Origin of the sequence: Belliella kenyensis, from assembly GCF_022549675.1 — a bacterium.
GTDB classification, from domain to species: domain Bacteria; phylum Bacteroidota; class Bacteroidia; order Cytophagales; family Cyclobacteriaceae; genus Belliella; species Belliella kenyensis.
This window is the reverse complement of sequence record NZ_JAKZGR010000008.1, coordinates 88,694-105,253: the sequence shown is the minus strand read 5'-3', so window position 1 is coordinate 105,253 and position 16,560 is coordinate 88,694. Positions and strand designations below refer to the sequence as shown.

11 protein-coding genes are annotated in these 16,560 nt (G+C 38.5%); 6 read left to right on the top strand and 5 right to left on the bottom strand.

Annotation, left to right across the window (positions count from 1 at the left end):
- Positions 1–134 precede the first annotated feature (134 nt).
- Both MM214_RS10005 and MM214_RS10000 read right to left on the bottom strand, forming a co-directional pair.
- Complete coding sequence (locus MM214_RS10005) at positions 135–815, bottom strand: OmpA family protein (RefSeq protein ID WP_241294915.1); 681 nt, start codon at positions 813–815, stop codon at positions 135–137.
- A 20-nt stretch (positions 816–835) separates the two neighbouring features.
- The gene (locus MM214_RS10000) at positions 836–1,594 is read right to left on the bottom strand and encodes a hypothetical protein (protein ID WP_241294913.1); all 759 of its coding nucleotides are present in this window, start codon (positions 1,592–1,594) and stop codon (positions 836–838) included.
- 49 nt (positions 1,595–1,643) lie between these two features.
- Between MM214_RS10000 and MM214_RS09995 the strand changes: the two genes are divergently transcribed.
- Positions 1,644–1,994 carry a hypothetical protein gene (locus tag MM214_RS09995; RefSeq protein WP_241294911.1) on the top strand — a complete coding sequence of 117 codons (351 nt, stop codon included), beginning with the start codon at positions 1,644–1,646 and terminating at the stop codon, positions 1,992–1,994.
- A 97-nt stretch (positions 1,995–2,091) separates the two neighbouring features.
- Here MM214_RS09995 and rluF read toward each other — a convergent pair whose 3' ends face one another.
- Positions 2,092–2,829: a 23S rRNA pseudouridine(2604) synthase RluF gene (gene rluF / locus MM214_RS09990; protein ID WP_241294909.1), complete on the bottom strand. Its 738-nt coding sequence runs from the start codon at positions 2,827–2,829 to the stop codon at positions 2,092–2,094.
- A gap of 115 nt (positions 2,830–2,944) precedes the next feature.
- Here rluF and MM214_RS09985 point away from each other — a divergent pair, with 115 nt between their 5' ends.
- Positions 2,945–3,367, top strand: coding sequence for a hypothetical protein (locus MM214_RS09985; RefSeq protein WP_241294907.1), 423 nt, complete (start codon positions 2,945–2,947; stop codon positions 3,365–3,367).
- Between the two features lie 610 nt (positions 3,368–3,977).
- On the opposite strand, the gene MM214_RS09980 is transcribed toward MM214_RS09985, so the two are convergent.
- Both MM214_RS09980 and MM214_RS09975 read right to left on the bottom strand, forming a co-directional pair.
- The gene (locus MM214_RS09980) at positions 3,978–7,010 is read right to left on the bottom strand and encodes an AAA family ATPase (protein WP_241294905.1); all 3,033 of its coding nucleotides are present in this window, start codon (positions 7,008–7,010) and stop codon (positions 3,978–3,980) included.
- A 5-nt stretch (positions 7,011–7,015) separates the two neighbouring features.
- Positions 7,016–8,236 carry a metallophosphoesterase family protein gene (locus tag MM214_RS09975; protein WP_241294903.1) on the bottom strand — a complete coding sequence of 407 codons (1,221 nt, stop codon included), beginning with the start codon at positions 8,234–8,236 and terminating at the stop codon, positions 7,016–7,018.
- Positions 8,237–8,393: 157 nt separating this feature from the next.
- Between MM214_RS09975 and MM214_RS09970 the strand changes: the two genes are divergently transcribed.
- The 4 genes from MM214_RS09970 (at position 8,394) to MM214_RS09955 (ending at position 16,360) form a co-directional block, all read left to right on the top strand.
- Positions 8,394–8,960 carry a septal ring lytic transglycosylase RlpA family protein gene (locus tag MM214_RS09970; RefSeq protein WP_241294901.1) on the top strand — a complete coding sequence of 189 codons (567 nt, stop codon included), beginning with the start codon at positions 8,394–8,396 and terminating at the stop codon, positions 8,958–8,960.
- A 134-nt stretch (positions 8,961–9,094) separates the two neighbouring features.
- Entirely contained in the window at positions 9,095–10,168 is a 1,074-nt protein-coding gene (locus MM214_RS09965) for an efflux RND transporter periplasmic adaptor subunit (protein ID WP_241294898.1), read from the top strand.
- 5 nt (positions 10,169–10,173) lie between these two features.
- On the top strand, positions 10,174–13,236 hold the full coding sequence (locus MM214_RS09960) for an efflux RND transporter permease subunit (RefSeq protein ID WP_241294895.1): 3,063 nt from the start codon (positions 10,174–10,176) through the stop codon (positions 13,234–13,236).
- 10 nt (positions 13,237–13,246) lie between these two features.
- Positions 13,247–16,360, top strand: coding sequence for an efflux RND transporter permease subunit (locus MM214_RS09955; RefSeq protein ID WP_241294894.1), 3,114 nt, complete (start codon positions 13,247–13,249; stop codon positions 16,358–16,360).
- Positions 16,361–16,560: the final 200 nt, after the last annotated feature.

Genomic DNA, 16,560 nt, shown 5'->3' with positions numbered 1-16,560 from the left:
TAATGCATAACAATTGCTTTAGTTATGCAAAGATTTCTGAACAAGAAAATTTAAGTACTCCAAAACATAAATCCCTTGGCAATATCGATTGCCAAGGGATTTTGTTTTAAGTGGGGATTATGTATTTGTTTGAATTATTTGTTGATATCTCCGCTTTCTGCTTTTTCAATCAACTGATCGTTTGCTGTGATTAGGATTTCAACCCTTCTATTTTTGGCTCTTCCTTCTTCAGTATCATTGCTAGCAATAGGCTTATCGAATGAGTATCCAATGGTAGTCATTCTGTCACTTGCTACACCTTGCATTTTTAAGTAATTCATAACCGATGCTGCTCTTCTTTCAGAAAGTCCCAAGTTATAATTATAAGACCCTTTGCTATCAGTATGTCCTTCTATAGAAAGATCGGTGTCAGGAAATTCCTTAAGAATCTCAGAAAATTTCATGATATTCTCCTGAGCTTGTGGTGTCAAAGAGTAAGAATCAAAGCCAAACAAGATACCAGAGTCAAAGGTAAGCTTGATAGCTTCACCAACTCTTTCTACTTCAGCATCTTTTACTTGCTCCTCGATCTTTTTGGCTTGCTTGTCCATATAGATACCTATGGCCGCACCAGCTGCTCCACCTACTACAGCTCCTATGGCTGCGCCCTTGCCAGCTTGACCGCTTTTGTTTCCTAATACAGCACCTAGAGCACCTCCAGCACCACCACCTATGGCAGCACCTTTTTCAGTGTTGTTCCAGCTAGCACAGCTGAAAAGAAAAACTGCTCCTAAAATTTGAGCAAAAATACTTTTAATGAATCTTGGCTTTTTCATAGCTAAATAATGAATTTTTTTTACAAGTTTAAGAAACCTTCTTTGATGCGAGATACCGCATCATAAGAGGCATCGATGTTATAGATGCCTTTTCCAAATTCGTGCCAAAACCCATCGCCGCAATCAATGTAAGATCCTCTTTTACTTGGTTTGCTTTCTTTTACTTTATCATAATCGTAATCAGGTAAGAATACATTGGAAAGTAAGTCTTTGGTTTTCTCCCAGTTAAGTTGTTTTTCCTGGCCATTGATGTCCGCAACGGCTTTTCGTACAGAAAATTTCATAACCAAAGAAATTTCCAAAGTTTTTTCTGAATCAATATGTAGGAAGTTCACAGAAAGTGGAGCTTCTTTTTGACTGGTTTCAAAGATAGCTTGAATCAACTCTTGTGCTTCATATTGCCAATCTTCCTGATTGAGCGGTGTAGTTCGAGTGATTTTGCCATGAATGTCTTTTGCTAGCACCCTGATTCCTCCTTCTTCTTCCTCTAGTTTCTTGTTAGACCACTTTGACTGAGTATATAATTTCTTTATAGGAGCTACCCATGCATTATGTAATTCGCCTTTCCAGTGATAATCATCTTCTAAAGTAAATCCTTCATTCAAAATCTCCTCGTCGGTCAATTCTTCCCTGTGCGTATACTCCATATCCAACGAAGTATTGAGGAAGTTTTTCTCAAAATTTAATTTTAGTTTGAACCGATGGCTGAAAGGAGGAGGAATACTTCCTGATTCAAAATCAATCTCTAACCTCATCAGGTCGTCTGTCTTTAAATGCATAATATTTTTGTTGAAATAGGTTATTTTTCTTTGTACCAAGTACCATGAGATGAGTACTAAGTACCAAGTGCCACGTATTAGTTTTTATCAAGTTTTTAAGACTCAAGAACCAAGAACCAAGAATCAAGAACCAAGAATCAAGAACCAAGAACCAAGAATCAAGAACCAAGAATCAAGAACCAAGAACCAAGAACCAAGAATCAAGAACCAAGAACTTAGACTCAAGAACCAAGAATCAAGAATCAAGAATCAAGAATCAAGAACCAAGAACCAAGAACTAAGAACCAAGAATCAAGAATCAAGAACCAAGAACCAAGAATCAAGAACCAAGAATCAAGAACCAAGAATCAAGAACCAAGAACCAAGAACCAAGAATCAAGAATCAAGGATTTCTCCTTAAACCTTCCATCTTCCACCCTCATCCTTCACCCTTCACCCTTGCACCTTCAATTCCTTCCTCCTTCACCCTTCCTCCTTCACCCTTCCTCCTTCCTCCTTCACCCTTCCTCCTGTGTTTTCGAGCTATTTGAAACCATTTGATGAATGAGTTGCATTTCCTTGTCGCTTAAGTCTCTCCACTTTCCTACTGGAAGATCAAGCTGTACATTCATGATCCTTATCCTTTTCAGTTTGGTAACTTCGTAGCCTAGGTATTCGCACATCCTTCTTATTTGCCTGTTCAGACCTTGAGTAAGGATGATATTGAATTTGTTTTTTCCAATTCTACGGACCTTGCATGGTTTGGTCACCGTGTCTAAAATGGGAATGCCATTCTCCATTCTTCTGACAAAATCATCTCCGATGGGTCGATTGACAGTTACTACATATTCTTTTTCATGTTGGTTCCCGGCTCTTAAGATCTTGTTCACGATGTCTCCGTCACTTGTGAGAAAGATAAGTCCCTCACTTGGCTTGTCAAGTCGGCCTATTGGGAAGATCCGTTTTGGATGGTTGATATAATCTATGATATTGTTTTTCTCGGCTTTGATATCTGTAGTACACACGATACCTATGGGCTTGTTGAATGCAATATAGACATGGTCAGTTTTAGGAGGATTGATCAGTTTTCCTTTGACCCGAACTTCATCACTTGGAAGCACTTTTGTCCCCATTTCAGGTATTTTTCCATTGATTGTGACCAAGCCTTGAGCTATCAGTTTGTCTGCTTCTCTTCTGGAGCAAAAGCCTACCTCGCTCAGGTATTTGTTGACTCTGGTGGCTGACGTTTGATCCATAGATGTTTTATTTTCCTACAAATTTAAGCCAATTTGAATAAAATCTACTTTGAAAGGGTACGATTATTGAGTAAATTTCAGCGTATCAAATTTTCACACTTTAAATATTTAATATATGGAATTCAAGTCAGTAGGTATTTGGTTGGATTTATCCAAGGCTCACTTTATAGGATATCAAGATGGCACTGCCCAATTTTTAGAAACATTGATATCTCCACATGAGCGAATAAAGAGAGAAGAAGGGGAAGAAAATGACACCCATCAATTTTCTCCAAACCCTGAGCATATGTCAAATAATGAGTACCGAAAAAACAATATTACCCAAAATGAATTGAATGAGTATTTCAAATTGCTCGAACAGAAAATAGCTCCTTATGATGATGTTCTACTTTTTGGGCCAGGTACTGCAAAAGATCAATTGAAAAATAGGGTTTCTGAAAGTAAGTCGATGAAAGATAAATGGGTTTCTGTACAGAATTCTGATAAAATGACAGATAATCAACTATTAGCTTTTGTAAGAGATTTTTATAAGAATTAGTATCCTTAATACTGAATGTTAGCCACAAATGGAGCTTTCTATAAAAATCTCATAAATCATGTGGATTTTTCCATTTTATAATATTTTAGAGCCTACTTGAAATCCCCGACACTTGTATAAAGTCGCTAAATTATCAAGTAGGCTTCTTTTTCGTCAAAATTATCTCTTAGGAATTTATATTTTTAGTCCTTTTTCAACAGAAAGGATTTCCCCTGAAAAGGGAAACTTCTGGATAAATTCCAAAAAGAAAACAGAGCAATTTATCCATCAGTAACTTGTCCACCCATACGGGTCAAAAATCCATTAATATCCAAAATCCAATAATATGGATATACGGAACTTTGCCAATAACATTACAAAATTCCGATTTATCTAACTTCCGTTATAAATTGATATTGGATACTTATGGATATTGATCATTAACAACTTGTTGAGCCAATGAATTGAAGTTGCTGGCAAAAAAGGGTATAATCAGACCCAATAAAATCCATAAATATCTTGCATCCAATAATATCCAATAATATCTAGTATCCATTAATATCCAATAATATCCATGAATATCTAAATCTCAAAATCACCTTGAAGCATTAGTTTACATATATATATCAATCTAAAAGGAATACCCAACTTGACTGCCACGCTCAGCATCGAGTTCAACTTTCGCATATACTTCAATCTCTTGTTGAAGTTCTTCTACATGAGAGATGATACCGACGATTCGGTTTTCATGTCTCAATGCCTTGAGGGTTTCGAAGACTACACGCAGCGAATTTCTGTCCAAGGCTCCGAAACCTTCATCGAGGAAGAAGAAGCTTTGATCGGCCTGGTTGAGTGATTTGATTTTCTCGGCCAAGGCCAGAGCAAGACAAAGCGAGGCTTGAAATGTTTGTCCACCTGAGAGGGTTTTGAGTAATCTTCTTCTGCCACCATTCAAGTAATCTACAACCCAAAATGTATTGTCTTCATCGATCTCCATGCTAAGGCTGTTCTTGGTGAGTTTATTAAATCTTATGTTGGCGGTGTTGCAAAGCTCTTTGAGATATATCGAACTCACGTATTTCACAAAACCACTTCCTTTGAAAAGTCGCTCAAGTTCTCTAAGATTGCTTTCTCTTTGTTCTATTATCTCGAAAGTTGCAAGTATCTTTTTCTTTTCTTTTAATTTTTCTTGAGCCTCTTTGATGGATCTGTCTAGTAGTGTGAACTGTTTTTTGATATCATCCAAAGCTTCGTTTTTTTTGCTTAGAGAGATTTTCAGTTCCTCAAAAGCCTCTTGGCTAAACTGATTGATGCCTTCTGCTTTGCGGATTTCAGCTATTCTCGATTGAACCAGGTGTACCCGCTGCTCATAGTTTTTGATTTCGATTTCGACCTTGTCAGCATCCAAAGAATGATGGAAAAGCTGAATCAACTTCTCTTCATCTTCGAAACCATAGGTTATTTTGAGTGTCTCAAATTGATCTTGTAGTACTTTTATCTTATTTTTTGTGTCAGATAAAGCATTTCTATACATTTCTAGGTTTGCAGCATTGGTGGCTTGCTTGTTTCTGATTTCTAACAAGCTTTTTTGGATACCATTCAAAAGATCCACTGTCATATCAATGTCATGTTGAACTTTTAGGATAGTCTGCTGGATTTTCTCTGCGTCTTTGTCAATGAATGGTTGGCAAAAACTCCAATCCTTGATGTCGCTTCTTTTGGAGTCTTGCATGGTATGAAGCGTCAGAAGCTGCTGTTCCATGGTACGGAGTTTCTGCTCTTCAGCCTCTAGATCGGTCTTTTCTGCTTGCCACTGCTTCCTCCAGTCTTTCAGCTGACTGTTTTGAGTTTCTACTTTCTGTATGGCACTTTCTGTATTTTGAAGAAAATGTCTAACTGATTCAATATTTTCAAAGCTTTTGGCTTTTAGGCTTTCCTCTAGGTTTTTGATTTGAGTTGCTACTTTTTGAAAATCCTTTTGCTTAGCCTCTAGCTGTTGGTTGATACTCTCTAGCTTGAAGCCCAGTTCGGTTACTTTTTGAGTTTGTTCAAAGGTATCTTCTAGCTTGATTTTCGCTATTTTTATTTGCTCTTCATTTTTTTGAAGTGCAAGGTTTTGAACTTCAGCAAGCAATGGTTCAGGATGCTCTACAGCACCACATAGTGGGCATGGTTTTCCAGTTTCTAGCAAATGCACATGTCCACCAAGACCAATTTTTTGAATCAGATTATCTTTTTCATTTTCTAGCATTTTGAGATTGACTTTCAATTGCTCCAACCATTTGCCAAGAGATTGTTCTTCGGATGGTACCTGATTTTGAATTATGGAAATTTCCTGATTGATCTGATTTTTAGATTTTTCAAGCTGACTAGTTTCGCTTTCAATACTTTTTTTATTTTCAATCCAATTATCCCAATCCTTTACAGCACTTTTGAGGTTTGCCAGTTGATTGCTATTTGGGATTTGTTGTTTATCTAATTCCTCCTCCAGCTTGTTAATGTTGGATTCGAGTGCTTTTTGTGAAGCTGTCCTTGCCTCTAGCTTTGGGCGAATCTGACTTATTTGACTTTCTGTTTCTTTGATTTGAATCTGAAAACCCTTGATTTCTTTGAGTTTTTCGAGGTCTCTTATTTTGGATTCACGTTCAGATCTTTGATTGGCTTTTTCTTTTAGCTCAGCTTCCCTTTTTTCTTTATCAGCGATTTCTTCGGCGTATCGGTCCTTGAATCGTTCGCAGTCTATGATGCTTACCAGATATTTTTCTACTTCTTTGTTTCTTTCATCTATCTGATCCCACAGGGGTTTAAGATAAGTTTTGGCTTTTAGAAAATCTTTATAGATGGTTTTTTTTTCAGCTATAGCAGATTCCTTGGATTTCAAATCAGCCCATTCTAATTCAAAATTTTGCAATGATTGGTGCAGGCCTTGCAGTTGCTCCTGTTTCTTGTAATGCATTTCAGTATTTTGCATTTCCTTTTCCAATGCAGCTGCTTGGTTTGCTATTAATTTGATTTCAGCCTCTTTATCTTCTAGGAGTTGTTCGGTATACTCGGCCAAAATATCCAAATGGGTCAGTTGTATGGTTTTCTCTTGAAGCACCTTTTTTAGGAGACTGCCTGTTTTTTGACTTAAATCAAACCTTTCAAGTCCAAAAAGCTCCTTCATCATATCAGCCCTTGGGCTCGGCTTGAGGTCTATAAATTCTTTGAATTTACCTTGAGGGATGATCACAGTTTGCTTGAAGTGCTCTTTTTTCATTCCGACGATATCCTCACCTCTCATCATCAATGACTCAAGACCAGCGGATGTTTTGAGATAAAAAGTGTGTTCTGCAGGACGGATGTCCTCAAAGTTCTTTGAGTTACGTTTAGCCTCATACCTGGCGATATAAGTTTTGCTATTGTTTAGACCAGCTTTGAATTCGAAGTTTATGAGTAAGCTGTCGCTTTGCAGATTGACCATGCTGTTTTTTTCGCCACGATCAGAAAGTCTCTCTGTGCTTCCATATAAAGCTAACAGAATAGCCTCAAGGATAGAAGATTTACCGCTTCCAACAGCACCAAATATACCGAAAAGTCCAGCTGCTGTGAGTTGATCAAATGCAATCGTCTGCTTTTCTTTGTATGAATACAATCCTTGGATTTCGAGTTTGATAGGAATCATTGGGCTTAGTCTTGGCTGATTACTTCTTTGAACATTTCGATCAATGCTTGATTGGGAATTTGTCCTTTTTCACTTTCATAATACATGCTGAAGAGACTCATCATATCTTTATTGAGGTCTTCCACTTTGAGGCTTAAATTTTCTTGGCTTTTGACACGAAGTATTTCTGGAATGAGGTTTACAATGCCGTCGTGTGCTTTCATGATAGCCTTTCTGGTGGCTGCATCAATGGATTCTTCTGTAGCAAATGTGACCTCCACAAAGCAATAGGGATTTTCTGTTAGCCAAGCCAATGTTTCTGCAAGGTTATCGAACCTTTTTCTATAAAGCGGCCTTCCTGACTCCAGTGTTTTGGCTTCATATGCTACAGGCTTTTGAGCTTCGGCTTGGATGATGATGACTTTTTTCTCTTGATCTGCTTCGCTGAATGAATAGGCTAGGGGAGAGCTCGAATACACCGCAGGTACAGGAGACTTACTTACCGCATGATATCTATGCAAATGCCCAAGAGCAGCATATTGAATTTGAGGGGGGATATTAGAGGTAAAGAGGGCTTGTGTACCGCCTACATGTAAGATTGGGCGTTCACTTTCGGGTTCGGCTTCAGGTTTTCCGCCTTCCTTTGTGAAGAAAAAATGACCTATAAATAGATTTATACCATTACTATCACAATACTTGTCAGCGAGGTCATTCCACTTTTTCTCCATGAGATTTCGCATGGCAGCTTCTCTATCTTCCTCTCCAAAATATGTTTTGAGCAAAACTTCATTGGCATAGGGAGCCAAAATGATTCGAATAGGTGCTTCGTGTTTAGGGAGCTTGATTTCAACAAAACCTGATGCTGAATGAAGAATCTCTACACCGTTATCCAACTTTCCAGTGGGAATGATAGAATCATAGCGACTGTAAAAAAAAATGCACATTTCCCTTGCAAGTGGATCCGGAGCTTCGACAAATTGGGTACTATCATGATTTCCAGAAATGGCGATAATCGGTCTAGCCCCATTTTTTGACAATCTTCTTAGTGTTTTATAGAGCAATTCTACCGCTTCATGACTGGGATTGAAGCTATCAAAAATGTCCCCAGCCAATAGGACCAGGTCAATATCTTGCTCATCTGCGATTTGGGTGATTTCTTCTAAAACCAACTTTTGCTCCTCCATTCTAGAGAAATCCTGTAACCTTTTGCCCAAATGCCAGTCTGCTGTGTGTAGGATTTTGATCATAAATTAAAAGTCAATGGTGTAGTTTTCAGCAAAATATAATATATTCGGCAGGTTTTTAAATTCATTATGGATTTAAAGTTAGATGCTAAGGGCAAGCATTGCAAGTTAGAATTTGAATTTTAATAAAAATTGGCACATAAATTGCCAAAGCTCGGAAATGAAAAAAGTCTATTTTACGCTTACGTTTTTTCTGGCATTGTCTTTAGCCAAAGTTTTAGCTCAGGATGAATTTGCACTATTGGAACAGGTATATGTTGCTGATTCCACATTTTTGATTGAGGAAGGAAAGGCAAGTTATTATGGAACTAGATTTCACCTAAGAAAAACAGCTAATGGGGATGTCTATAATATGGAGGAGATGACAGCTGCTCATAAGCACCTTCCATTTGGGACAATTCTCCGAGTGGTCAATCTGAAAAACAATAAGGAAGTTTGGGTAAAAGTAAATGATAGACTACCACCAAGTTCCAAAAGGGTGATTGATCTATCCAAAGGAGCCGCAAGATCTCTTGAAATGATTAGAGATGGTGTAGTTCCAGTAAGACTTGAGGTACCTAATCAAGAGACAATAGTATCGCTTATTGATTACTACCAAGAAAATAAGCCCGAAGGTATGAGATTAAGATTGTATCCAGAGCCCTTAGAATTTGTCAGACCAAGTATAGATCTTTTAGAGCTTCTTATAGATAATCAGAACGAAAGAGTTTTTGGTAGTATCAAGTAAAATCGCCTTGAAAGGTTTTATTTTTGATAAGATTTTGATGTGGAGAAAGGTTTTTAAGATTTTTAACAATTCATCATTTTGATATTGTTTAAATTTTTAGTTATTTGAAAGCCCAACACTTTAACATCTTTCAAATGAGCCAACGTAGACTGTTTTTTATTGCCATTGTTCTGATAGGAAGTATATTTTCTTGTGAGGAAGAAAAAAAGGAGAATGAAGAGATAGCACAGGATTCCTTTAGGGGAGAGGTCGCTGCCACTCCTGTGCGCACCGCCAAAGCAGAGCAGAGATCCTTTGATTATTTGATCAATGCCACAGGCAAAATCGATGCAGTAGATCAAGTGAAAGTGGTGATTCAAAGGCAAGGTGTCTTGAGTGAACTGCTAGTCAAAGAGGGAGATGTAGTAGAGAAGGGGGCAGTTTTAGCCAGATTGGATGACTCAGAAGCCAGGTTCAAATTAGAGAGAGCCCAGATTCAATTGAAAAACGCACAAGCAAATTTTGACTCAGAGATTTTGAGCTTTGGCTCTATCATGAGCTCAGAAGATGAAGACAGGAAGAGTAGTATTCAAGACCAGATTAAAGCCAAGAGTGGTTTTTTTGCAGCAGAAATTGATTTGAAAGAAGCGCAAATGGATATCGAGAAATCTGTGGTCAAAGCACCTACTTCTGGCAGGGTAGCAGACTTGAAAATCAAAAAAGGTAGCTTGGTGTCAAATGGTGAGGAGTTTATGGAAATCATCAATCTTGGGGCTTTGGAGCTGAAGGTGAAAGTGCTGGAGTCAGATATCAATTATATTTCTATAGGTCAGAAAGCAGAAGTTTATCCTGTTTCGGGTTCTGCGGAGCCTTTTGCTGGAACAGTAAGAAGTATCAATCCCAAAGTAGATGAAAATGGCCTTGTCCAAGTAAGTATCTTGGTGAATTCTGGGAAAGGATTGCTGCCAGGGATGAACGCAAGAGCAATCATCAGGGCTCCTCAGAATAACAGTATCGTTGTTCCAAAACAAGCGTTGGTGTATAGGTCAAGTAGGGCTGTAGTGTTTACTATAGAGAACAATGAATCCAAGTGGAACTATGTAGAAGTAGGGAAAGATAACGGAAAGGAGGTAGAGATCCTATCAGGTATCGAAGCCAATAGCACTGTAATCACAACGAATAACCTACAGCTTGCACACCAAGCTCCAGTTCAAATCGTAAAAGAATAGGCGCTATGGTTAGATTTTTATTAGCCAGACCCATAGCCGTATTGATGACATTTGTGGCATTGATGGTTTTTAGTGTCATTGTATTCAGGACATTGCCGATCTCCTTACTTCCGCCTATAGATGTACCTCAAATTGTGATCAAGGTGAATTATCCCAATGCATCTCCAGAGGCTATAGAGCAGAATGTCTTATCGAATATCAGAGAAGAGCTCATGACCTTAAATGGTCTTGAGGAAGTAGATAGCAAAGCAGGAAGTGAAGTAGGTACGATCAGATTGACTTTCGATTATGGTACCAAAATGGAACTAGCTTATATCGATGTCAATGAAAAAATAGATAGAATTACCAATAGCCTCCCTTCTGACCTGATAAGACCTCAGGTCATCAGGATCAATACCAACGATATACCTGTCATCAGGGTACAAGTAGTGCCTAAGCCTGGTATAGATTACGCCGAAGTCAGCTTGCTAGCTGAGAATGTCCTGAAAAAGCGACTGGAGCAATTACAAGGCGTGTCGCTAGTAGATATCAATGGTAAAAAGGAGAAGGGTATTTCGGTTATTCCTGATAGGTCAGCATTGAGAGCTTTGGGAATGACGGAAGAAAACTTGATTCAAGCCATAAGGAATGGTAATGAAGAACTCCCGGGGATAAGTGTAGAAGATGGCCAGTTTAGGTATTACTTGAGAATGGCAACAAGAGTAGACACTCCTGAAGATATTATGAGACTTCCAGTGAGGAGTAGTTCAGGAACTACAGTAGATGTTTCTAGGGTAGCTCAAGTTAAGTATGAGACCAAAGATGTATTAGGCTACCATTATTTCGGAACTCAGGAAGGATTGGTGATTACTGTGCACAAGCAAGCCTCTGCCAAAATGAATGAAATGATGCCCTTGATCTATGAATCATTGGAGTATTTCAAGAATGATTATCCTCAAGTTGATTTTGATGTGACTCAAGATCAATCAACCTTACTGAACGCTGGTATCAGCAATCTACAAACATCACTTTTATTCGGTGGACTTTTCGCATTTGGTGTTCTGTTCGTTTTTATGGGAAATTACCGTACTCCTGTCATCATTGGGATTTCCTTACCTTCGTCTTTGATTATTAGTTTTTTGGTATTCTATTTCTTCGAAATCTCTATCAATGTCATCTCTCTTAGTGGCTTGGCATTGGGTCTGGGGATGCTTATTGACAATGCGATCATTGTCTTGGATAATATTACTAGAAAACGAAAAGAAGGACTGCCTATTTTTGAAGCTTGTGTTCAGGGAGTCAATGAAGTAATGTCGGCTTTGATTAGTTCTGTTTTGACAACTTTGGCAGTATTCATTCCATTGGTATTTTTGAGTGGCATATCAGGAGCCCTATTCTATGATCAAGCCGTTTCTGTAGCAGCCATATTGTTTGTTTCTTTGCTGGTGGCATTTATCTTATTGCCAATGTTGTATCACTTTTTCTTCAAAAACAAACCTGTAGAAGATATTGCAAAAGAAGATAGTAAACTTTTTGGGAAAGTGCTCAAGGGATACAAAAAGCTTTACCAAGTGATATTTTTGAGAAGAGGGTTGAGTTTTGTTGTCTTTTTGATATTTATACCAATTGCCTTGCTAGTGAGTCAACTATTGGATTCTCAGGGTTTACCTCCAATCGAGAAATTTGATGCCTTGGTCGAAATTGACTGGAATGAACCTATCGGCGTGGATCAAAATCGGGATAGACTTTTGACTAGCTTAGAAGCGCTAGGAGATGGATATCTCAAAGCAGAATCGGATATAGGTGTTCGGCAGTTTTTGCTTTTTGATGGTGAAAATTCCATACAGCAAGCGAGTGTTTATTTCCTGTTTGAATCACAGGAAAAGAAAAACTCACTCATGGACAGGTTTAGGGGATTGCTGACTGAAAATTTCCCTGGTGCAAATGTAAGTATCATGGATGCTCCAAATGCCTTTGATCAACTATTTGCATCTAATTTACCTTATTACGAAGTCAGATGGAAAGATTTGGGCACCAAAAGGCCAGTGGAAGAAGAGCGGATGGATGAATGGCTAAAGACTTTTCCTACTCAAAAATACGAAAGAGGTCCTGCCCTGCAAAAGGAAGCTTCTGTAGTTTTTAGTCTTGACGCTGCTAGGATGACGACTTATGGAGTCTCCGTTGCTAGTATTCAGGATCAAATAAAAAAGCTATTTGGAAATTTTACCATTACAGAGATCAAAAGATTCGGAGAAATTACCCCAATAAGAATTAAGGGCGAGCGAAATGATTTCGAACAGATACTTAGACAAAATTATGTATCAGGCACAGACGGAAACGAATATGCTATAAGTAATTTCATCCGATTTGATTATGTCAATCATTATAAATTCGTCACAGCAGACAAAGGTGGTGTGTATCAGTCTGTATTGCTATCAGCTGATAATCCTACTCAATATGATGCGCAAATCACCCAATGGGGAGCTAATAAAAATCTCGGAATAGGCTTTTTTGGACAGTATTTTAAGGACAAAGAAACTATCAGTCAATTGATAGGGATATTGTTGGTATCAGTGGTCTTACTTTACTTTATCTTATCAGCACAGTTTGAGAGTTTTATTCAGCCGCTTATCGTTATCTTTACCTTGCCTTTAGGGATTGGAGGGGCATTTATTGTACTTTTGATAACAGAGACTTCTTTGAATGTTATGTCAGCTATAGGCCTTGTGGTTATGCTTGGGATCATGGTGAATGATGCCATTTTGAAAATAGATACGATTAATAGGCTTCGGTTAAAATATGCCATAGAGACCTCTCTTAGTACCAAAGAAATTTTGAATAGAGCGCTTTATGAAGCTGGAGAAATCAGGCTTAAGCCTATCCTTATGACATCTGTGACGACTATTCTCGCACTTATTCCAGTAGTCTTTAGCGCTGGACTTGGGGCGGATTTGCAAAGACCTTTGGTGTTTTCAGTGATTGGTGGTCTGACTATAGGGACATTCACTGCACTATATTTTGTACCATTAGCCTATTGGTTTATCGGAGGAAAAGTGTCAATCAAAGATCCAGAAACTGTGATCGTCTAATCCGTAAGCCATGACTCCATTTAGAATCATCATAGCATTCATTGTTTTAGCAGTCATAGGTTTTGCCTTGGTGCCGAAGCTATCTGTCGACCTCAATCCTCGAGAAAGGGAGCCAGTGCTTACCATCAGCTATGGAGTGCGTCAATCTTCACCTGAATTAGTAGAAAAACTCGCGACATCTCCACTAGAGGGAGCATTGTCTCAATTGGCAGAGCTGAAGAATATCAAATCTGTTTCAAGGTACAATGGGGGTAACGTTACATTGACTTTTGACAAGGAGACCGATATGGATTTTAAAAAGTTCGAAGTAGCTTCTATCATCAGGCAAGTCTATCCCTCATTGGATGAAAATGTAAGCTATCCCTTGGTAACTCAATCAGGAGAGCGGAGAAATGATATCAAAAACCCCATCTTAGTCTACAGTGTAAATGGACCATTTGCAGCTTTCGAAATCAAAAAAATCACAGAAGATGTGTTAAAGACTTCTCTTAATAAGTTTGATGAAATCGAAGAAATCAATGTCCAAGGAGCTACAGATTTGCAATTGTTTGTAGATTATGATATCAAGAAGCTTCAAGCTTTGAAGCTTTCACGTGGTGATGTAGTACAAGCGATCAATAGTGCTTTTGGAAGAACTTTCCCCGGTGCATTGACAAATAGTCGAGCAGAAACCCTCTTCATACAAGTAGATCGATCGCTTCGAGAAATGTCTCAAATAGAAAATCTCTTGATCACAACACGGGATGGGAAAGAGGTATACCTTAGGGATATAGCCAAACTTACCTTGCAAGAGGCCGAAGCAAGCTCCTACTATAGGATCAATGGGAACAATTCAGTCACCCTGTCTGTGATCAATAGAGATGGTATCAATAAAGTCCTTTTGGCCAAAAGCATCAAAGAAGCAATTGAGGAAGCGAAACCTTTGCTGCCAGCTGGGTTTGAAGTTCGCTTAGAGACAGATGATACGGAATATTTGGAAAAGGAGCTGAACAAGATCTATAAAAGGTCTGGGCTTTCTATACTGATCCTGATCGTCTTTATCTTTTTGATCAATAGAAACCTAAGGTATTTGAGCATCTTGTTTTTAGGGATTGTGGTCAATTTGAGCATCACTGGTATCATCTTATACATCCTCAAGGTCGATATACATTTATATTCCTTGGCAGGATTGACGATATCATTTGGCTTGATCGTGGACAATGCGATCATCATGATTGATCATCTACATAAGCATAAGAATAGAAAGGTTTTTTTGGCACTTTTGGCAGCTTCATTGACAACCATAGCAGCCTTGATGATAGTGTTCTTTTTACCTGAAGAAGATAGGAAGAACCTCACTGAATTTTCCATTGTAGTGGCTACTATGCTGGGAGTCTCTTTGGTAGTGGCATTGTTGTTTACCCCAGCAATGTATCAATTGCTATTTGGTTCAGAGAAGAACAAAGGCAGGAGGTTGAATTATGCTCAATTGAGAAAAAGGATTAAGGCTTTTGTGATCTATTCACGCATGATTGGTTTTACAGCAAAGTATAGGAAGACGTTTGTGACGATGCTGATACTATTATTTGGTATTCCTGTTTTCTTTTTACCAGCCAAATGGGAAGGGCAAGAGTGGTACAATAAGACCATCGGTTCTACTTTATACCAAGAAGAAATCAGACCCTATGTTGATAAAGCCTTGGGTGGTTCATTGAGGATGTTTGTCAGGGGAGTTTATGAAAAGTCAGGATATCGAGAAGCGGAAAAGACGAGGTTATATGTGACTGCTGGATTACCATTTGGGAATACCTTGGATCAGATGGATTTTATCATGCGGGAATTTGAAGGATTCTTGAAAGGAGTAGAAGGAATTGATCAATTTGTGACTTCAGTTCGATCTGGACAGTCAGCAAATATTGTAATCACTTTCAAAGAAGCGTATGAAAAATCTGCCCTACCTTATCAGCTCAAAGGGCGACTTTCTGTAAAGTCTACTGATTGGTCTGGCGCAAGGTGGAATATCTATGGAGTAGGTCAGGGCTTTTATACAGGAAGTGGAGGGGAAGGAATTCCTTCATTTCAAGTCACGATGAAAGGTTACAACTATGATGAACTTGAACGTCAATCTGAAGTATTGGCAGAAAAACTCCTAAAGCATAAAAGAATTCAAGAGGTAAATACCAATGAAAGATTGAGCTGGAATGAAGCAAAAACAGAAGAGTTTGTATTGAGACTGGATCAATCAAGCTTGGCTTTGGGAGGAATCAATCAATATCAGCTGATCAATTCCCTGAATGATGTGTCCAAGCCAACAGGTACTTCAGGCATGCTTACCTTAGATGAAAAGAATTATGGGATTGTTGTAAGGGAAAAACTAGCCTCCAGATTCTCAAAATTTGATCTCGAAGAGACGAGTTTAATCACAGGTGAAGACAATATCTTTAAGGTAAGTAATTTTGGAACTTTGACCAAAGAGTTTACCACCAATTCACTCTATAAAGAAGACCGTCAATACATCAGGTCTGTGGCATTTGAATATATGGGGTCAAGAAAGTTTGGAGATGAGTACTTGACAGAAGTTCTAGACGAAATGAAGTTAGCCATGCCTATCGGCTACACTGCTACTAAGAAATCATGGTCATGGGATTACGGAAAAGCAAAAAGACAATATGGCTTGATGGCCGTCTTGATCGTGGGTGTGTTTTTTATTACTGCGGTATTGTTCGAGAATTTAAGACAACCTTTCTATATCATTGCCATTATTCCTTTATCATTTATTGGCCTGTTTTTGATATTTTCACTAGGCAATTTCTATTATGATCAAGGTGGCTGGGCTGCATTTGTGATGCTTGGTGGGTTAGCAGTAAATGCCGCCATATTTATAGTCAATGATCTCAATAATAGGGTCTCAAACAACCCCAAGCATTATAACCGTAACGTGATCAAATCAGCTGCTGGAAAAGCGATCCCTATCATGTTGACCATCATGTCAACTTGCTTTGGGTTGATCCCTTTTATCATGGAAGGTCAAAATGAAATTTTCTGGTTCTCATTAGCCATAGGAACTATAGGGGGACTTGTCTTTAGTATCGTAGGTGTGTTCATTGGTCTACCTGTGTTTTTGTGGAGAAAAGTGAAAGGTTAGTAGCGAGAGATTAGAGATGAGAAGCGAGAGACGAGAAGCAATGAGAGACAAGAGATAAGAAACAAGAGTCAAGAGTCAAGAAACAAGAAACAAGAAACAAGAAACAAGAAACAAGAGTCAAGAAACAAGAAACAAGAGTCAAGAAACAAGAAACAAGAAACAAGAGTCAAGAAACAAGAGACAAGAAACAAGAGACAAGA

Excerpts from the sequence above, each read along its gene's own strand:
- MM214_RS10005 (WP_241294915.1), bottom strand. The coding sequence starts at position 815 with ATGAAAAAGCCAAGATTCATTAAAAGTATTTTTGCTCAAATTTTAGGA.
- MM214_RS10000 (WP_241294913.1), bottom strand. The coding sequence starts at position 1,594 with ATGCATTTAAAGACAGACGACCTGATGAGGTTAGAGATTGATTTTGAA.
- MM214_RS09995 (WP_241294911.1), top strand. The coding sequence starts at position 1,644 with ATGAGTACTAAGTACCAAGTGCCACGTATTAGTTTTTATCAAGTTTTT.
- rluF (WP_241294909.1), bottom strand. The coding sequence starts at position 2,829 with ATGGATCAAACGTCAGCCACCAGAGTCAACAAATACCTGAGCGAGGTA.
- MM214_RS09985 (WP_241294907.1), top strand. The coding sequence starts at position 2,945 with ATGGAATTCAAGTCAGTAGGTATTTGGTTGGATTTATCCAAGGCTCAC.
- MM214_RS09980 (WP_241294905.1), bottom strand. The coding sequence starts at position 7,010 with ATGATTCCTATCAAACTCGAAATCCAAGGATTGTATTCATACAAAGAA.
- MM214_RS09975 (WP_241294903.1), bottom strand. The coding sequence starts at position 8,236 with ATGATCAAAATCCTACACACAGCAGACTGGCATTTGGGCAAAAGGTTA.
- MM214_RS09970 (WP_241294901.1), top strand. The coding sequence starts at position 8,394 with ATGAAAAAAGTCTATTTTACGCTTACGTTTTTTCTGGCATTGTCTTTA.
- MM214_RS09965 (WP_241294898.1), top strand. The coding sequence starts at position 9,095 with ATGAGCCAACGTAGACTGTTTTTTATTGCCATTGTTCTGATAGGAAGT.
- MM214_RS09960 (WP_241294895.1), top strand. The coding sequence starts at position 10,174 with ATGGTTAGATTTTTATTAGCCAGACCCATAGCCGTATTGATGACATTT.
- MM214_RS09955 (WP_241294894.1), top strand. The coding sequence starts at position 13,247 with ATGACTCCATTTAGAATCATCATAGCATTCATTGTTTTAGCAGTCATA.